Origin of the sequence: Bacillus cereus (assembly GCF_002564555.1) — a bacterium.
Classification (GTDB): Bacteria; Bacillota; Bacilli; order Bacillales; family Bacillaceae_G; genus Bacillus_A; species Bacillus_A cereus_K.
The window spans coordinates 36,892-53,894 of the sequence record NZ_NUVD01000004.1 but is presented as its reverse complement, the minus strand read 5'-3'; the positions used below and the strand labels follow the sequence as shown (position 1 = coordinate 53,894).

The following is a 17,003-nucleotide window of genomic DNA, read 5'->3' as shown; positions in this document are numbered from 1 at the left end:
AAGAAATCCTAATATATGTAGGAGGAAGACAATGAATTCAATTCTAATCTGCGGTGGAGCTGGCTACATCGGTTCTCACGCTGTGAAAAAATTAGTAGACGAAGGTTTATCTGTGGTAGTGGTAGATAACTTACAAACTGGCCATGAAGATGCGATTACAGAAGGTGCGAAGTTTTATAATGGCGACCTTCGTGATAAAGCATTTTTAAGAGATGTTTTTAAACAAGAAAATATTGAGGCGGTTATGCATTTCGCGGCTGATTCTTTAGTTGGAGTTAGTATGGAGAAGCCTCTTCAGTATTATAATAACAATGTGTATGGTGCACTTTGCTTATTAGAGGTAATGGATGAGTTTAAGGTAGATAAGTTTATTTTCTCTTCTACTGCGGCAACGTATGGTGAGGTAGATGTTGATCTTATTACTGAGGAAACTATGACGAACCCAACGAATACGTATGGAGAAACGAAGTTAGCAATCGAGAAGATGCTTCATTGGTATAGCCAAGCGTCTAACTTAAAATATAAGATCTTCAGATACTTTAACGTGGCTGGTGCAACTCCAAATGGTATTATTGGAGAAGATCACCGTCCAGAGACGCATTTAATTCCTCTTGTGCTGCAAGTAGCATTAGGTCAACGTGAGAAGATTATGATGTTTGGTGATGATTATAATACACCAGACGGTACTTGTATCCGTGATTATATTCATGTTGAGGATTTAGTAGCGGCTCATTACTTAGGACTTAAGGACCTACAAAATGGCGGAGAGAGTGATTTCTATAACTTAGGGAATGGTAATGGTTTCAGTGTAAAAGAAATCGTTGATGCAGTTCGTGAAGTTACAAATCATGAAATTCCTGCTGAGGTAGCACCGCGCCGTGCAGGAGATCCAGCACGTTTAGTTGCTTCTTCTCAGAAGGCGAAAGAGAAATTAGGATGGGATCCTAAGTATGTAAATGTGAAGACAATCATTGAGCATGCTTGGAATTGGCACCAGAAGAAACCTAATGGGTATGAGAAATAAGCTTTACATGAAGAGCGGGTATCGTCTTATGGCGATATCCGCTCTTTTTGTTGTACGTATCTTTCCTTAAAACTATCTTAAAAGACAAGATGTCATATTTCTAATCATTGGAATTTTTGTTACAATATAAATGAATGTGTAAAACTTTGTAAAAAGAATGTAATAATATGTAATTCGTTTTCAGAAAGTTTTGTACAATTCAAGTGTTTATTAAACTATTAAGTTATAAAGGGAGCGAGAATATGTTACCAAATACGGTTCGTACTCCAAACAAGAAGAAGAAATGGATTATTGTCGGGGTTATTGCACTAATTGTTATTGTAGCAGCAGTTAATATTTTTATTATGCAAGGCAAGAAGAAGGGCGCAGCAACAACTGCTGATGCTGTAAGTTTTGAGAAAGTAACAGAGCGTAAGCTGAATAATACGAAGTTAATTTCTGGTCAGGTGAAGCCGGGGAATATTGAAAGTTTTTATGCGGATCCGACTAAAGGAAAAGTGAAGGATATTGCGGTAAAAGAAGGACAAGAGGTAGAAAAGGGAACGAAGTTATTCTCTTATGATAATGAAGAAATTAATCTTCAAATGAAGCAAGCTGAGCTTGATGAGAAGATGGCTGATATGCGTTATGATCAAGGGAAAAAGAAGATTGATTCGTTGAAGAAAGAAATTAAGAAGGCGAAAGATAGCGGAGCTGGGAAAGAAGTAACAGATCCGATGGAAGAGCAAGTAAGTGAGTTAGAGATAGTGCAAAAGACAACGGACCTTGAGAAAGAGAAAGGGAAGTTACAAAAAGAAGAGTTAAATAAAAAGCAAAACGAGCTTACGATTTATAGTAATTTTGCTGGTGTTGTTCAAAAGTTAGATAAAGATGCGGCGCAAAGTTCATCACAAGCAGTAGGTGGTCAAGGGAAGGCCTTTTTACAAGTTGCATCTAAAGATCCGTTCCAAGTTCATGGCACATTAACAGAGCTTCAGAAGTCACAAATTCAACCGGATCAAACATTTACTGTAACTGCGAAAGCAAATAATAAGCAGAAGTGGACAGGTAAGATTACAGAGGTAAGTGAGTTCCCAACGAGTGCAGAGATGGCTCAAGCTGGCGGTATGGGTGAAGCGACTCAAAATATGTCTCAATATACATATAAAGCAAGTCTTGATAGTCAAGATGGTTTATCTCCAGGTTATCACGTTTCTCTGCAAGTAAATTTAGAGAATAAGACGATGATTGCTGTTCCAAGTAAGAGCATTGTAGAAGAGGGCGATGATGCATTTGTTTATGTTGAGGATAAAGGAAAGCTTCGTAAACAAAATGTGAAAAAAGGTGCGAATGATGGAGATTGGACAGAGATTGTAGAAGGCGTAACAGTGGGGCAAAAGGTGGTTAAAAATCCTTCCGACAACGTGTATGACGGAATGGAAGTGAAAGAGAAATGATTACGTTAAATAATATTGCTAAGACGTATTATCAAGGGAAGCTTGCGGTACCGATTTTGCATGGTATTAGTTTAACGATTCAGAGCGGTGAGTTTGTTTCCATTATGGGGCCGTCTGGTTCTGGTAAGTCAACGCTTATGAATATTATCGGTTGTTTAGATCGTCCAACAGAAGGCGAATATATGCTCAATGATGTGAATATCTTAACAGCAGACGAGTCAAAGCTTGCTTTAATCCGTAATGAGTATATCGGCTTTGTGTTTCAGCATTTTAATTTGCTTCCACGTCTTTCTGCGGTGGAAAATGTTGAGCTTCCGCTCGTATATGGTGGCGTGAAGAAAGCAGAGCGACGCAAACGTGCTTTAGAGGCGTTAGGTAAAGTTGGATTATCAGACCGTGTGCATCATTTACCGAATGAATTGTCGGGTGGACAGAAGCAGCGTGTCGCAATTGCAAGAGCGATTGCGAATAATCCAACGTTCATTATGGCCGATGAACCGACTGGTGCGCTTGATACGAAGTCTGGTGAGCAAGTTATGAATATTTTCACGAAGCTAAATGCGGAAGGTACAACGATTGTTATGGTTACACATGAAGAGGAAGTAGCAGCGTATTCATCTCGCCGCATTGTACTGCGAGACGGGAAAGTTACAGAAGATAGAAGGTGTGCGGTATGAGTTTACTAGATAGTATCAAAATTGCCTTATCTTCTATTTTAGCTCACAAACTGCGCTCAGCTCTTACGATGCTCGGGATTATCATCGGCGTTGGTTCTATTATTACTGTCGTTGCGATTGGGCAAGGCGGGGAAGCGATGCTGAAGTCGAAAATCACTGGTTCTGGTAATAATCTTATGCCTATTCAATTTAAACCAGATATTAATGATGAATTTAGTATGGGCGGATTTGAAATACCGAAGTTAACGGAAGAAGATATTCTAGAAGTAAAACAAGTGAAAGATGTCTCGCACGTTATTACGACAAATCAGACGTCAGAGATGCTTGATGTAAATGATAAAAAAGCAAATTTGAATGTTATTGGGCTTGATAATGAATATTTTGCAGTAAATAAAGTAAAAGTCGTAAAGGGACGTACTTTAAACGAATCAGATATTTCTCATGCGAATAACGTTGTAATGATTAGTACAAAAACAGAAGAGACGTTATTTAAGGATACAAATCCAGTTGGACAAATTATTGAGATGAAGGGACAGCCAATGCAAATTATTGGTGTGTACAGATCTGATAATGAGTTTATGGGATTTGAAATGGAAGAAGGGTTAATCCCAATAACCTTATGGCCTGTGTTATACGGAACAGATGAAATTCAAAGTATCGCAATTCAATCTAAAAATGTAGACGATTTAGAAGTAGCGGGGAAAAAAGCTGTTGATGTATTGAATAGTCGTAAGCCAAGCGAAATTCCGGGTAAATATGAATTGGTAAATTTAAAAGAGTTCCAAGAAGGAGTTTCTAAAGTCACTAACATTATGACTATGATTATTGGTGGTATCGCTGGTATTTCATTAGTCGTTGGTGGTATTGGCGTGATGAATATTATGCTCGTATCTGTAACGGAGCGTACGCGCGAAATTGGGATACGTAAAGCACTTGGGGCAACACGTAGTAAAATTTTATTACAGTTTTTAATTGAAGCTGTTATGTTAACGCTTCTAGGTGGTTTGATTGGAATTGGTCTTGGATATGGCGGGGCATATATTGTATCCACATTCGCAAAATGGCCACCGCTCGTTTCATGGGAAGTTGTCGTTGGAGGGGTAGTATTCTCTATGACACTTGGTATTATCTTCGGATTAATTCCAGCAAACAAAGCTGCGAAATTAGATCCAATCGAAGCATTACGATATGAGTAATTTACTAGTGTAGTAGAGAGGGTATTCTTAGCTACAGATTACCGTTCTAGTGGGCGGTTCGTAGCCTCTTGCATGAGGAAATGAACCGCCCGTTAGAACGGGTTATATAAATAGAAGGAGGCGTTATAATGGAAGCGAATATGAATACGCAAAAGGTTGGCGGAGAGAAGCCATCATTATTTGGAATGATTACATCTCCTGGTTTGCAGTTTGAGAGAATGAAGACGAGTAATGCGGTTTGGGGTGCGTTTTGGTTACTTGTTTTACTAGGTGGACTTGTTGGTGGGTTTGCTGCTTATGTATACTCTCTAACACCTGAAGCAATTAAGCTTAATAAAGAATTGGGTGTTACCGTTTCAGCTGCAATGACATATGGTATGGGATTCGGTGTAGGTGCTATTGGTATGGCATTTGGTTTCCTACTTAGTGCTGTGGTGTATAAAGTTTTAATGATGTTTATGAGCAATGATACTTCTTATAAAAAATTATTGGCGATTACTGTATATTCAAGTGTTATTTCATTACTTGGTCTACTAATAAATGTAATTTTAGCATTTGTTTTAGGTGGATCGGGTCAAGAAATGTATACTGGCTTAGGACCAATTTTTTCCTCAAGTAGTGGTGTTATAAAAGGTATTGCAAGTAAATTTGAAGTGTTTACAATTTGGGGATATATAGTTACATGGTTAGGTCTTCAAATTACAGCAGGTTTAAGTAAAAAGCAGGCAACAATTATTACTATTGTCTTCTTTATCTTAGCTCTTGGGCTGGGTGCCTTACAAGGTATGTTCCAATAATAGAGGTACTTCAAGCTGCTAGAAGGAAAAGCTGCAATTATAAACATAATTGCAGCTTTTCTGTTATAAGGAGGAGGTACATATGCTCAAGAAACTTTTAGTGAATTTTTTGTTCATGTTAGTCGTACTATTGTTAGCTGTAGAATATATGCCGAATAAGAATCCTTATATTTTTGTTGGTGTTATAAGCAGTATTTTAGCTACTGGTTTATATGTGATTGATAGATATTTCAAAAGGATAACTAGAGAATAGTATAGTTTGCAAATATATAAACAAAAATTCTTCCTAATGATATATAGGAGGAATTTTTTTATTTTCACCCCTATTTCAAATACCACCAGCTAAATTTCAAATTCTATATAGTGTAATTTCAAATTTGGATAATAGTATTTGAAATTACCTACAATGAAAGTTTCCTTTCCTTTTTATATTGTAAAGATACCGCGGAATAACAAAGAGGTATGCCTTTTAGAAATAGGTACGATGTGAAGCCAACGACTTTTACTGAGACGGTTGCTTTGTATGAAGGAATGATTGTAAATCAAATAAAGAAGCTAGGTATTCGTCAAGATTATGAAGAGTATTATCAATGTGGTTTAATTGGTCTTTGGCATGCGTATGAAAGATTTGATGCGGAGAAGGGGTATTTTCCCGCATATGCACTTGTAACCGTGCGTGGTTATATGTTAGAAAGATTGAACAAAGAATCCACGATGCAAGAAAGGTATGTATGTGTAGGTGAGTATGAGGATATCTTTCAGTTTGAAGATATTGAAATGAGAGCGAAAGAGTTTATGAGTGTGTTAGATGAGAAGGAGAAGTATATTATTTTTGAACGCTTTTTTGTAGGAAAGACGATGGGGGAGATCGCTTTAGAGACAGAAATGACATATTATCAAGTAAGGTGGGTATATCGGCAAGCGCTTGAGAAAATGCGAGATAGCGTAAAAGAATAAATATTATCATAAGAATGGAAGGCAAGAGATATTGCTTTCCATTCTACTTATTATTTTAAGGCAGTAAATTTAATAAGAGGTTTTTAAATTGTAGTGAATCTTGCATGTTCATACGGGATAATACGTATCCAGCTTTTAATACTTGTTGTTTTAACTTATGGGGACTGATATGTATTGTTGTGGTGGTCCCATTTGAAAAATGAATTTTAGCTTTTTTACTCTTTGTGAAAAATTCTATGTCATGTATATGGTTATAAAATAGCCATATACAGTTTGGAGAAGCAGGAGATTCTGTTGGAAAAGCGCAAATATATTCTCTATGATTAATTGGAATTGGGACGTTTTGTTTGAATTTAAAGTTTGTTTGGACTGCATTACGTCTGCCTTGATAAGTAGAGTGAACATTGGTTAGACAAGATTTCTTTATGAGTTGGAGAGCGGTTTGACGGGAGTGTATATGATTCCCGCTACTGTCGATAAGTGTTGTGCAATAATAAAGGTGCTGGTAAGGCTCTAACATCATTGTAGAACTAGAAATAAAAATATCATTTTCATGATTCATAATTTCGAATCCTCCCTTATAATTAAATGTTATTCCGAATATAATTATATACGAATTAAGTAAAATAACTGTTAATTTTTTGTTTCGTATTGTAAATTTTGGTTGTTCGTTTACAATCAATATGTGATAGTCTTTCTAATTTGCATCGCTTGTACATATATATGAAAATAGAAAAGAGTAGGCGGTGATATAGCATGAAGAAAAAGTATATTATTATGGCTCTAGTTGTTGTTCTTCTAGTATATTTAGCAAATAGTAATCCAAGCAAAGGTGAATATACGGATTGGGCAGCAAAACAATTTATGAAGCGTAATGATGTGAGTAAGAAGATAGAAGAGGTTGAGAAAGAAAACAAAGAGGGTATACTTGGCGACTTAGCATCGGCTGGGAAAAAATTAGCAAATAAGTATGTTGGGCCACAAGTTGGATTATTAATTGACCATTATACAAAGCAAAATGATTATATTTTCTTCTCAACATATACGACAGAGTTTGATTTAGGCGGTGAAAATTATAAATATGTTTGCGTTGGTTTTTCAAACATATTTATTCCGATTGAAATGCCGAAGAAAAAAGACGAATCTGCAAAATGATGCAGATTCGTCTTTTTATTTATAGCGTAATTGGAACTTCGGATACATTTTTTTCTACGAGACGGGCTCCTTTTTTTCGGGTATTTTCATCAATTGATGAAAATACAGATGAGGAAAGAATTGTATCCATTACTTGATTTACGACTTGTGCATTGATAGGTGTGATGGGCTTATCGATAGAAAAGACAACAGTTTTTCCATCTTCTTTCGCGAAAATTAATTCTAGTACTTGCATGCTGTATTTCCTCCTTCTTATTTATCCTGTTATTTGCAGCCTGATTTCCACCTTAAAGTTCGGTGGGAATCAGGCTGCCTGTAATCCCTCTACTGACTAAAGTTTCACTTTATAGGTTAGCAAGATCTGACGTGCTTACAAGTTGTACAGCATGAAGTGATGATTCTTGTAAGGAAGCAAGGGCACGAGCTACGTTGTGTACTTGCTCTAAGTTTGCATTCGTTTTAACACGTTTGAATTGTTTGTTCTTGAAAGATGTTTTTCCATTCTTATCTAATCCATTGTTTAATACAAGACGTAAAGTTAAATCCATTACGATTGTTTCAACTGCCATGTTTATCACCCCCTTTCACTTTATAAATAGGGCGTGAATGTCATGTTTTGGCGTGAATTTTTTTATTTTTTTTGGTACTCTTAGAAGAATAAGAGAGGAGCTTTCGGAAGAATGAATCGTAAATGGTTATTTTGGATTCCTGTATTACTATGGATGGGGCTTATTTTTTATTCTTCAGCACAACCATATAAAAAGCAGGATATGCGCTCGGATATTGAACAATATGTAAATGTTGAGTTTGTGAAAGAGCATTTCTCATGGGTATCGATCGATTATGGTGGAGGTACACCTGTTAGTATTGCAAATAAAGGTGTAGGCGGGTTTATTGAGTTTTTTCTTCGTAAAGGCGCTCATTTTATGGTGTTCTTTATGCTCGGTTCATTGACCTATTATGCTTTTCATCGATTGGGTTATTCGAGAAAAAGGTGCTTTATATATGCCCTCCTTTTCGTTGCGGGATATGCAACGTTTGATGAAATCCATCAATCGTTTACGGGAGACCGTACACCGATGTGGCAAGATTCATTGCTGGATACGTGCGGTGGATTAACGGGGATTATAATAAGTAATTGGTTTTGGAATAAAAAAAGGAGCTAATCTCATTTAGAGATTTGCTCCTTTTCTTTATGTTTATCTCGCTATGTGCGGTCAGGGAAAGCATTCACTTTATACACCAAGTAATTCTTTTAGTTCGTCTGTTGATAGTTCAGTCATCCAACTATCACTTGTAATGACAGCGTTGTTTAACGATTGTTTTCGCTCTAACATTTCATCAATTTTCTCTTCTAATGTTCCTGTTGTAATGAGCTTGTGGACATGAACGAATCGTTTTTGACCGATGCGATATGCGCGGTCTGTTGCTTGATTTTCTACAGCTGGATTCCACCAACGGTCATAGTGAATGACATGGTTAGCAGCAGTTAAGTTTAAGCCTGTTCCGCCGGCTTTTAAGGATAAGATGAAAATGTCATATGTTCCGTTTTGGAACTGCTCGATCATTTTATCACGCTCTTTCTTCGGTACACTACCGTTTAAGAAGAGGACGCGCTGACCGAATGTTTCTTCTAACACACGTTTTAGCATGTTTCCCATGCCAATGTATTGAGTGAAGATGAGACAACTTTCATTTTGGTCTTTTATATTTTCGATGAGCTCCATTAACGTTTTTGTTTTCATAGAGCGTTCAACGACATTTTGTGGTTCGTCTTCTTTTAAATAAAGAGCTGGATGGTTACAAATTTGTTTTAGCTTGTTCAGCATGAGCAATATAAATCCGCGGCGCTCAATCCCGCTTAATCCTTCTACATTTTGTAATGTATCTTGAACAAGTTGTTCGTATAAGGAAGCTTGCTCACCAGTCAGTGGACAGTAAGCTTTCTGTTCTTGTTTATCCGGTAAATTTAATGCGACTGTTTGATCTTTCTTCGTTCGGCGCAGTAAAAATGGTGAGATAAACCGTTGAACTTGCTGGATTTTCCCTTCATCGCGATCTTTTTCGATCGGTGTGACGAAGCGGCGCTGGAATTGTCCTAAGCTTCCGAGATAGCCATGATTAATAAAGTCGAAAATGGACCAAAGCTCGGCGAGTCGATTTTCCATCGGTGTACCCGTTAAAGCGATTTTGTGATTTGCTTGTAAGTTTCGTACTGCTTTCGACTGTTTCGTATGCGGGTTCTTAATATTTTGTGCTTCATCCAAAATAACAGCGTCCCAGCATAACGAAGTAAGTTCTTCCTCATCAAGTTGAGCTAATGCATAAGATGTTAATACAACATCTGCCGATTGAAGGAAGTCTTTAAATGTCTCTTCCTTACTACGGTTGCTTCCGTAATGTAATTGGACACGTAAATTTGGTGCGAAACGCTCAAATTCTTTTTGCCAATTTCCAAGGACGGATGTCGGCGCCACAATTAATGCAGGGCCTGTTTTGAGGTTGTTTTCTTTCGCATAAAGTAAGTAAGTAATCGTTTGAATACTTTTCCCAAGCCCCATATCATCGGCTAATAATGCCCCAAATCCAAGTTGTCGTAAATATAATAACCACTCTATGCCGTGTTGTTGATACGGGCGGAGTGTTGCGTCTAGTGAAGAAGGAACATCTACCTTTGGAATATCTCCAATGTGCAGTAGCTTTTGGAATAGCTCTTCATAATATCCGTCTAGTTCGATTTCAATATCAGTAAACGGACTATCCTCTTCTACAATTTCTGTTTCAGCTGTATTTGATAAATGTTGCTGAAGGACATCTTTCATCTCTAGTCCGTATTTATCGGCACGGTTCATTAGCTTTCTTACTTCTTCAATAAAGGCTGGATCCAGTCGCATCCATTGACCATTTATGTTGAATAGACGTTTGTTTTGTTCCACGAGTTCGAAAAATTCGCTTTCGGATAAATCAATTCCGTTCGTTGAAATGCGCCAATCAAAATTAACGAGCGTATTCATGCCGAAGAAAGATTGCGTTTGCGTGGCATTTTGCTTCAGCTGTACGCGTAGTTTCGGTTTTGTTGCTTTTAAATTTTGCCACCATGATGGTAGTAAAATCGTAATACCTGCTGCAAGTAATTCGTTACTTGCTTCTGTTAAGAAGTTCCACGCTTCCGTTTCGAAGAGTTCATTTCGGAACGTATCTTCTTCCTTTAACCACGGTATGAGCTTACTAAAGCCTTCTTGCGTCTCAAGAATACGTTCTTCATAATCGTGCCATCTTTTCGGCAAGGAATCGATGCTTTCATATACATATATGCGATGTGCTCCGCGCTTTGGTGTCACAATCGTCTCAAGTTTCCACATTTCAAATTCTTCTTGTGGCTCTTGCAGTCTTAGTCCGATTGTAAACGGAAGGTCATCTTCAATATAACCAATTTTCCGAAGCCAATCTTCTTCATGTAGCGCTGCTTCTAGCTGTCTTTTCGTAAAGTCGTAATGTTCATATAGCCTTTTAGCATCTTCCCATCCGTCATTTGAACGGTTATCCTGCAATATACTTTCATTTACCGCGGCTGAGAAAAGAGATGCTAATGTGTCATCTTCAATTGGTGTATTTTGAACTTTCCAAGATGGCTGTTTGGGCCAACGTTCCATATCAGGTACGAAGCTACCGGTTACAAAGGCATCCCATAATTCATTTGCATCTTTCGTAAGTGCTGTAATAGGACCATTCATTTGAATATGTGCAAAGGAGTTCATCGGTTTGTTTGCGATGTATTCAAATGCTTGTGCGTTCGTTAGCATAACACCTTGTTTTCCTTCAAAGGTTGCGTCTTTTAGAAACGTACCGTAGAAAGAAGTGGAGTGCCAAATAAACGCATTTCGTTTCCAACTTGTTACGGATAAGGGAGTACCGCTGTCATCTTCTCCCCAAAGGAACCAACCTTGACTAACATGCTGGAGCCTAATTGTTACTTCAGTTTGATTGATCATCGATTAATTTTCCTTTCCGTAATTCCTCTTGTAGTGCACGTAGACGTGAATGGAGATTGGCGATGTGAATAATGAAAGCATCCCATTCATCGGTGCGCTTTAATCGTTTATATAATGTACGTAATTTCTTTAAGTAACGAACTGCACGTCTATATGATTTGCGATTGCGTTCTTCAATGGCCTCAACAGCAGCGAGATGATAAAGAGGAAGTGCCGCTTCTGGCGCTTCTTTTTCAATATCTTTTAGGGGCTCTTTCAACAGTTCAATTGCTTCAAATCCATATAAGAGATGTAGTTCTGTCCATGTGCGATACTGTTTTTTCGCAAGTACGTATTGTTCATAGTTTGCGAAACTATAAGGTAATAGTTCCTGCAAAATCATTTCGAATCCAGCTTGTTCATTTGTATGCGTTGCATATGTTTCGTACATGATTACAAATAGCCGAACGATATCTTTTATGAAGATTGTATTTTCATGCTCATGTATCGTTCGCTTTACTTGTTTATACGTAAAGGAAAGCCAGTTCTTTGCACGGTCCCACTGCATGGTGCTTAATAGCTCTTCTAACCAATAGAAGTAAAGACTTACAACAGAAGCAGGCTGTTTTTTTAGTAAGTCCATTGCTAATAGATCTTCGTCATTTAAAAAGAGTAGGTGAGAAGATGCTAATGCTTTGGAAAGTGGATTGATTTTCGTATCGACTCGCTTTTCTTCTTCTTGCAGTTGTCCTTTTTCTTTTAATAGTTCACTCCATATGTGACGATAAATGAAAAATCGTTCTTGTGTATAGGAGTCGGTAGAGAAGAATACTTCGTGAACGAGACGAGCTGTTTCTTGTAAAATCTGCTCGGACTCTGAAGGAATCGCTTCTGATTGTAAGTCCCGAACGATGGATTCCACTTTATCTACAAATAGGCGAACGACGTTAACAGGCTGATGATACGAATACGTTTTGTTTACTTCGAATGCTTGGATTTCTTCTAATAACTTTTGAAAGCAGTAAAGTGCCGCGTGTAGCCTGAATAATTCATGTATCGCAATGACGCGCGGAGCTTTCCGCTCGAGTTTCGTATAGAAGTCTGTAAAAATACTCATAAGAAAATACATTTGTTTATAAGTAAGCCGAGCTTGTTCTTTTTTAAATGATTCATATTCTTTTTCAAAATACGATTGCCAACTTTTGTAATCGGTTTCTTCAAAAGCTGATGATTGCAATACTTGTCTTGCAGTTCGAATAGGAGGAAGGGAAGGTTTCGTATTATTTTTAAATAAAGTTAATACATCCCCTACTTGCCCGAAACTAGATGCTGCAGATAATAACACAGCGAGCATATGCTCACATTGTGTTGGGGCGAAGCAATCGCAATAGCTTTCAGCAACATTACGAATCGGGATATGAACGCTATATACGCTGCCTTCCGCATCTACAGTTCCAGATAGTGTATAGCCATCAAAATCAACGTTATAAACAACACCACTACGATATAGGTGCCGAGCTGTAGCGACATGTTCCTGATCAGCTTCTTGCTGTGGATCTAGTCCTTGAACGAACTCATTCGCAATCATCATAATTTCATCTTTCGTAATTGAGTGTTGCAGCATAATATTCCTCCGTACACATATTTCTTTCCTTTACCATTATAAACAAAAAATGCTCAAAACAGAAAAAATGAAATTTAGATTACATTGATTGAAAATCATGGTAATATATAAAATGTTAATTTTAGATATTACCATATCTTTATAGGAGGAGAATCAATTTGTCAGATTTACAGACGAAATTAGGTAGTGGAATGAATAAGTTACAAGAGGGAATAGAGCAAGGAAAGATGAAGTTGCAAGTTGCACAAGAAATTGCTCAATTGAAAAAAGGAATGCAAGTGCAAATGCAGAAAAAAGCAGAGGTTTTATTAGAGCTTGGACAGCAGGTGTACGTTCAATTAAGAGGAAATGGCGTAAATGAAGAGAGCTTAAAAGAAATGATTGCTCCAGTCCAAGAGTTTGATGTGGCGATTTATCAAGCGAGAAAACGCATCGTTGAACTGCAAAAACAGCAAGGTGAGAAAGCTACATGTGAATGTGGTGGATCTTTATCAATGAATGACAAGTTTTGTGGTTCATGTGGCACGCCTAATCCGATGCTAGCAGTAGACAATGTTGGTGAAACGGCAAATTGTATTTCATGTAATGAGCATATCGATGAGAACTCTACTTACTGTCCGGTTTGTGGAATTAAGCAAAGTGGGGAGTGAGTGGAATGTACTGTCGCACATGTGGAAAGCAACATGGTGAAGAGGTAAATTACTGCCCGAATGAAGGGAGTATGGAAATTGCGGGAGCTATGGATGCAGTAACGTTAGAACAAGATGCTGCTAAATACTGCAAAGGTTGTGGCAACGAAAATGCTCAGCAAAATTTATATTGCCAAAAGTGTGGGCATTCTTTATTTGTTGTGAAGAAAAAAGAACAAACTGTAAAATTACCTGCGATGGAAGGCGCTCCTAAAGTTGAATTTACAGCAGATAAGGCTGTTTTAAAAACAGGTGTTATTGGTGGAGCTATTGCAAGTATTCTTATGTTAATTGCTGGATGGATTGGTAGTGTATTATTTGCATCTATGTTAAGTGAGATGTTTAGTACATTTGCGAAAGAGTTAGAAATGTTGCCAAGCTTTTATGCGAGCGCGACTTCTACGCTGTTAAGTTATCATTTACTTGGTTTTACAGCTGGTGACGATAGTGGATTGGCATTATCTTTATCTTGGCATACTCCATTTACATTATTATTGATCATTCCATTTATTGTTTTCGTTGGAACAGGAATTTGGTTAGGAAAGCAGCGTGCTGCAAAAACGATTAAAGATCAAATTTTTATGGCAGCAACAGTTGGTATTATTTATGGCGTCTTTTTATTCATCGTAAGTTTTATCGCATCACAATCTTTTGCCATTCCATTCTCAGATGCAGGTAAGATTACGGTTGGTTATTCAGCGTTTAAGAGCTTATTGAGTGGTTTTGTATGCGGGACATTATTTACTTTATTAGGATTTATTGCTCATACAAGCAAAAACAATATGGCAGCAGCATTCCAAGAATTAATGCCATATGGAGCATCTATTTATTATGGAATTTCATCTATGATAAAAGGGCTGTTAGCGACAGCGGTAGTAATGTGCATTTTAGCTGTAACGTTAGTAAGTAACGTAGACAGTGCTACACCGTTAAAAGAAATGAAAGCATCTAAAACACAAGGTGTATTATTAGCGCTAGAATTAACACCTCAATTCTGGAGTATGGCTCATCTTTCTCCGCTAGAAGTATCAAGTCCAGTATTTGATCATGAGTTTAAAGACATTAGTAAGAAAGCATCTGATAACAAAGTAGCATTTTCATTCGTGTCAGGTATTTCTGTAAATGATATCGGAATGAAAGATATCATAATTGCACAAGGCGGAAACCAAGAAGATCTCGCTGAAGTAGAAGAAGTAAATGGTGCATTCCATTACGGTTTATTACTACTTATCATTCCAGCATTCTTTATGTTCATGGCCGGGAGGAAATTAGCGGAATTACCAACTGCGAACATGTATATCACACTAGCAGTATGTAGCGGTTCTTACACAATTATGATGATTGTAATGAACATCATTTCTAAATTCCAAATTGATGTTTCAGGAAAGGTCATGAATTTATTTGGAGCAGGCGGTACTGTACTATCTATGCAAAATTCATTTATGTATTTAACTTTGTTTAGTTTTATTTTGACATATGTAGCGGCATTCGCTGGAATGAAATTAGCTAAAAAATAGGGGGAGAGCATGTTGAAGTTTTGTGGAACATGTAAAGAGCAGGTTGCAGATCATTTGAACTTTTGCCCCGAGTGCGGAAGTAAAGTCGAAATAATCGTTGATAACACTGCCACTTCATATACAGAAGTACAAAGTGAGACTAAACCAGTAAAAAGTAAGAAAAATTTATTTTTGATTATTGGTTTCGTCATTATTGCAGCTTTATTATTCGGAGCATATAAATTTGGAGCAAATAAGTTTTCAAAAGAAAAGCAAGTGAATGTAATGATTGAAGCATTCCAAAAGAAAGATATCAATGAGATTGCTGAGTTTGTGAAAGCAGAAGACCCGAGTTTAAAGGTTAAGACAGAAGATATTAAGGCGTACATCCGTTATTTGAAAGAGAATCCGTCTTATAACAAAGAATTACTGTCTTATTTACAGAAAGAGACTGTAGATCAAAAGCTAACAAAAGATAAAGCGTCCTTTAAAGATGGACAAATTGTCGAAGACGGAAAAGAATGGTTCTTATATCCGAAGTATAAGTTCAGTATGAAATCTTATTACATGAACGTTAGCACAACTGCAAAGAATGCGGAAATATATGTGAATGATAAGAAGGAAGCAGAGCTTTCTAGTGATAAAACTTCGAAAGAGCTGGGACCATACTTCCCAGGTACGTATGTTGTAAAGGCAGCGGCTAAGACAGAACTTACTGAATTAGAAACAGAAGAAGAAGTAGATTTAGCAGATGAAAAGAGCGGAAAAGTAGAAGTGGATTTATCACTTGAAGGTAATTATGTAACGATCTCTTCTGATGAAAGTGATGCAACTGTGTTTGTGAACGGTAAAAAACGCGGGAAATTAACTTATGGAAGTTACGAGCTTGGTCCTGTAGCGACAGATGAAACAGTGGAAGTACATTTAGAGAAAACTACTAATTTTGGTGTAGTGAAATCCGAAAGTATTACAATTGGAGACCAAAGCACGTATTACTTAAAATTCCCGAAAGAAACATCAAACTCAGCAGTTGGTGACTTTGTACGAAATCACATTTATGATAATGTACGTGCGATTGCATTAAATGATTTTAGTTTAATTGAAAATAATTATGATAAGAGCGGAAAATCGTATAAAGAAGACCGTGATTACTTACAATATTTACACAAAAAAGGAATTACAGAAGATTTATTAACGATGGAAATTCGTAATGTAGAGCGTCAAAGTGAAACGAAATATAAAGTGACGACATACGAAGAGTACCACATTCGTTATGGTGATGGATCTGTGAAGTTCAAAAGCTTTAGTAACGAACATTTTGTAACTGTGAATGAAGATGGAACGATGTTGTATCATTCTCTTGGTGCAAATAATACGTTGAAATCGGAAGATGTATCTGGTCCGACTCGTTAACATAGGGGAGAGGCTGTTCAATTTGAACAGTCTCTTTTTTTATGTAGCACCGCCATTTTCGATATTTCATGTCGAACCGTTGATATATTGTAAGTTATGATAGATATAATTGGAAAAATCGTTGATATAATTTCCTTTACTAATGTCCAATATGGAAAACTAGAAAAGGATGTCACCTAGTTGAACTTTTTGCTAGGTGACATCCTTTTTTGTAATTAGAAGCGCATTTCCTTTAATATCGCTTGTACATATGGATCATGTAGTATTTGTTCTACAATTAATAACATGTCTTGTTCAAATGGAATGTCGATAGGAAAGGGCTTTTGGGATCCTGGTTTTATCCCATATTGCACAATTTTGTAATGTGTATTTTCTTCATGGCTGAGCACAATTAATTTATAGCGATTGTCATCGTTTGTAAGTGAAAAATCAATGGAATTAGCGTCATATGTCACTTCATCTTTGTATATGTACGGTTTGGGTGTACCAATCCAATCTACTTTTGCTTGTACATTCATGGGCGGAACCTCCTTATATGTATTATACAAAAAATAAAAGCCAGCTCTCA

Annotated in this window: 18 protein-coding genes; 12 read left to right on the top strand and 6 right to left on the bottom strand. The window is 37.1% G+C overall.

Features of this window, described 5'->3' with window-relative positions; all coding sequences use genetic code 11:
• Window positions 1-31: 31 nt before the first annotated feature.
• From galE to COI75_RS01005, 7 genes are all read left to right on the top strand, one after another.
• Window positions 32-1,024 (top strand): UDP-glucose 4-epimerase GalE, encoded by a 993-nt coding sequence (gene galE / locus COI75_RS01030; protein WP_001084635.1) that lies wholly within the window; start codon window positions 32-34, stop codon window positions 1,022-1,024.
• A 242-nt stretch (window positions 1,025-1,266) separates the two neighbouring features.
• Window positions 1,267-2,460 carry an efflux RND transporter periplasmic adaptor subunit gene (locus COI75_RS01025; protein WP_098448153.1) on the top strand — a complete coding sequence of 398 codons (1,194 nt, stop codon included), beginning with the start codon at window positions 1,267-1,269 and terminating at the stop codon, window positions 2,458-2,460.
• On the top strand, window positions 2,457-3,137 hold the full coding sequence (locus tag COI75_RS01020; protein WP_098386390.1) for an ABC transporter ATP-binding protein: 681 nt from the start codon (window positions 2,457-2,459) through the stop codon (window positions 3,135-3,137). The genes COI75_RS01025 and COI75_RS01020 overlap by 4 nt, the downstream gene beginning before the upstream one ends.
• Complete coding sequence (locus COI75_RS01015) at window positions 3,134-4,333, top strand: ABC transporter permease (RefSeq protein WP_000054383.1); 1,200 nt, start codon at window positions 3,134-3,136, stop codon at window positions 4,331-4,333. Before COI75_RS01020 ends, COI75_RS01015 begins: the two co-directional genes overlap by 4 nt.
• A 128-nt stretch (window positions 4,334-4,461) precedes the next feature.
• A complete protein-coding gene (locus COI75_RS01010) occupies window positions 4,462-5,130 on the top strand; it encodes a Yip1 family protein (protein ID WP_098448152.1) in 669 nt (222 codons plus the stop codon).
• A gap of 82 nt (window positions 5,131-5,212) precedes the next feature.
• The gene (locus tag COI75_RS26745; RefSeq protein ID WP_000914399.1) at window positions 5,213-5,383 is read left to right on the top strand and encodes a hypothetical protein; all 171 of its coding nucleotides are present in this window, start codon (window positions 5,213-5,215) and stop codon (window positions 5,381-5,383) included.
• A 233-nt stretch (window positions 5,384-5,616) separates the two neighbouring features.
• Window positions 5,617-6,087 (top strand): sigma-70 family RNA polymerase sigma factor, encoded by a 471-nt coding sequence (locus tag COI75_RS01005; RefSeq protein ID WP_141535071.1) that lies wholly within the window; start codon window positions 5,617-5,619, stop codon window positions 6,085-6,087.
• Window positions 6,088-6,142: 55 nt separating this feature from the next.
• Here the strand turns inward: COI75_RS01005 and COI75_RS01000 are convergent, their stop codons facing one another.
• On the bottom strand, window positions 6,143-6,649 hold the full coding sequence (locus COI75_RS01000) for a competence protein ComK (RefSeq protein ID WP_098386394.1): 507 nt from the start codon (window positions 6,647-6,649) through the stop codon (window positions 6,143-6,145).
• A gap of 194 nt (window positions 6,650-6,843) precedes the next feature.
• On the opposite strand from COI75_RS01000, the gene COI75_RS00995 reads away from it, so the two are divergent.
• On the top strand, window positions 6,844-7,242 hold the full coding sequence (locus COI75_RS00995; RefSeq protein WP_000731402.1) for a DUF4359 domain-containing protein: 399 nt from the start codon (window positions 6,844-6,846) through the stop codon (window positions 7,240-7,242).
• Window positions 7,243-7,261: 19 nt separating this feature from the next.
• Here COI75_RS00995 and COI75_RS00990 read toward each other — a convergent pair whose 3' ends face one another.
• Both COI75_RS00990 and COI75_RS00985 read right to left on the bottom strand, forming a co-directional pair.
• On the bottom strand, window positions 7,262-7,477 hold the full coding sequence (locus COI75_RS00990) for a DUF2922 domain-containing protein (protein WP_098386396.1): 216 nt from the start codon (window positions 7,475-7,477) through the stop codon (window positions 7,262-7,264).
• 109 nt (window positions 7,478-7,586) lie between these two features.
• Window positions 7,587-7,811, bottom strand: a complete 225-nt coding sequence (locus COI75_RS00985; protein WP_000257696.1) for a DUF1659 domain-containing protein — start codon at window positions 7,809-7,811, stop codon at window positions 7,587-7,589.
• Window positions 7,812-7,922: 111 nt separating this feature from the next.
• Here COI75_RS00985 and COI75_RS00980 point away from each other — a divergent pair, with 111 nt between their 5' ends.
• On the top strand, window positions 7,923-8,408 hold the full coding sequence (locus tag COI75_RS00980) for a VanZ family protein (RefSeq protein ID WP_098448150.1): 486 nt from the start codon (window positions 7,923-7,925) through the stop codon (window positions 8,406-8,408).
• 69 nt (window positions 8,409-8,477) lie between these two features.
• On the opposite strand, the gene COI75_RS00975 is transcribed toward COI75_RS00980, so the two are convergent.
• Window positions 8,478-11,234: a DEAD/DEAH box helicase gene (locus COI75_RS00975; RefSeq protein ID WP_098448149.1), complete on the bottom strand. Its 2,757-nt coding sequence runs from the start codon at window positions 11,232-11,234 to the stop codon at window positions 8,478-8,480.
• Window positions 11,218-12,837 (bottom strand): SWIM zinc finger family protein, encoded by a 1,620-nt coding sequence (locus tag COI75_RS00970; protein ID WP_000939119.1) that lies wholly within the window; start codon window positions 12,835-12,837, stop codon window positions 11,218-11,220. The genes COI75_RS00975 and COI75_RS00970 overlap by 17 nt, the downstream gene beginning before the upstream one ends.
• A 158-nt stretch (window positions 12,838-12,995) precedes the next feature.
• Between COI75_RS00970 and COI75_RS00965 the strand changes: the two genes are divergently transcribed.
• Genes COI75_RS00965 through COI75_RS00955 form a run of 3 tightly spaced genes read left to right on the top strand, consistent with a single transcriptional unit; the run spans window position 12,996 to window position 16,435 of the window.
• Window positions 12,996-13,487: a zinc ribbon domain-containing protein gene (locus COI75_RS00965; RefSeq protein WP_001281747.1), complete on the top strand. Its 492-nt coding sequence runs from the start codon at window positions 12,996-12,998 to the stop codon at window positions 13,485-13,487.
• 5 nt (window positions 13,488-13,492) lie between these two features.
• A complete protein-coding gene (locus COI75_RS00960; RefSeq protein ID WP_098448148.1) occupies window positions 13,493-15,043 on the top strand; it encodes a zinc ribbon domain-containing protein in 1,551 nt (516 codons plus the stop codon).
• 12 nt (window positions 15,044-15,055) lie between these two features.
• Complete coding sequence (locus COI75_RS00955) at window positions 15,056-16,435, top strand: zinc ribbon domain-containing protein (RefSeq protein WP_033657984.1); 1,380 nt, start codon at window positions 15,056-15,058, stop codon at window positions 16,433-16,435.
• 215 nt (window positions 16,436-16,650) lie between these two features.
• Here the strand turns inward: COI75_RS00955 and COI75_RS00950 are convergent, their stop codons facing one another.
• On the bottom strand, window positions 16,651-16,953 hold the full coding sequence (locus COI75_RS00950) for a DUF3910 family protein (protein WP_001102516.1): 303 nt from the start codon (window positions 16,951-16,953) through the stop codon (window positions 16,651-16,653).
• Between the last annotated feature and the right edge of the window lie 50 nt (window positions 16,954-17,003).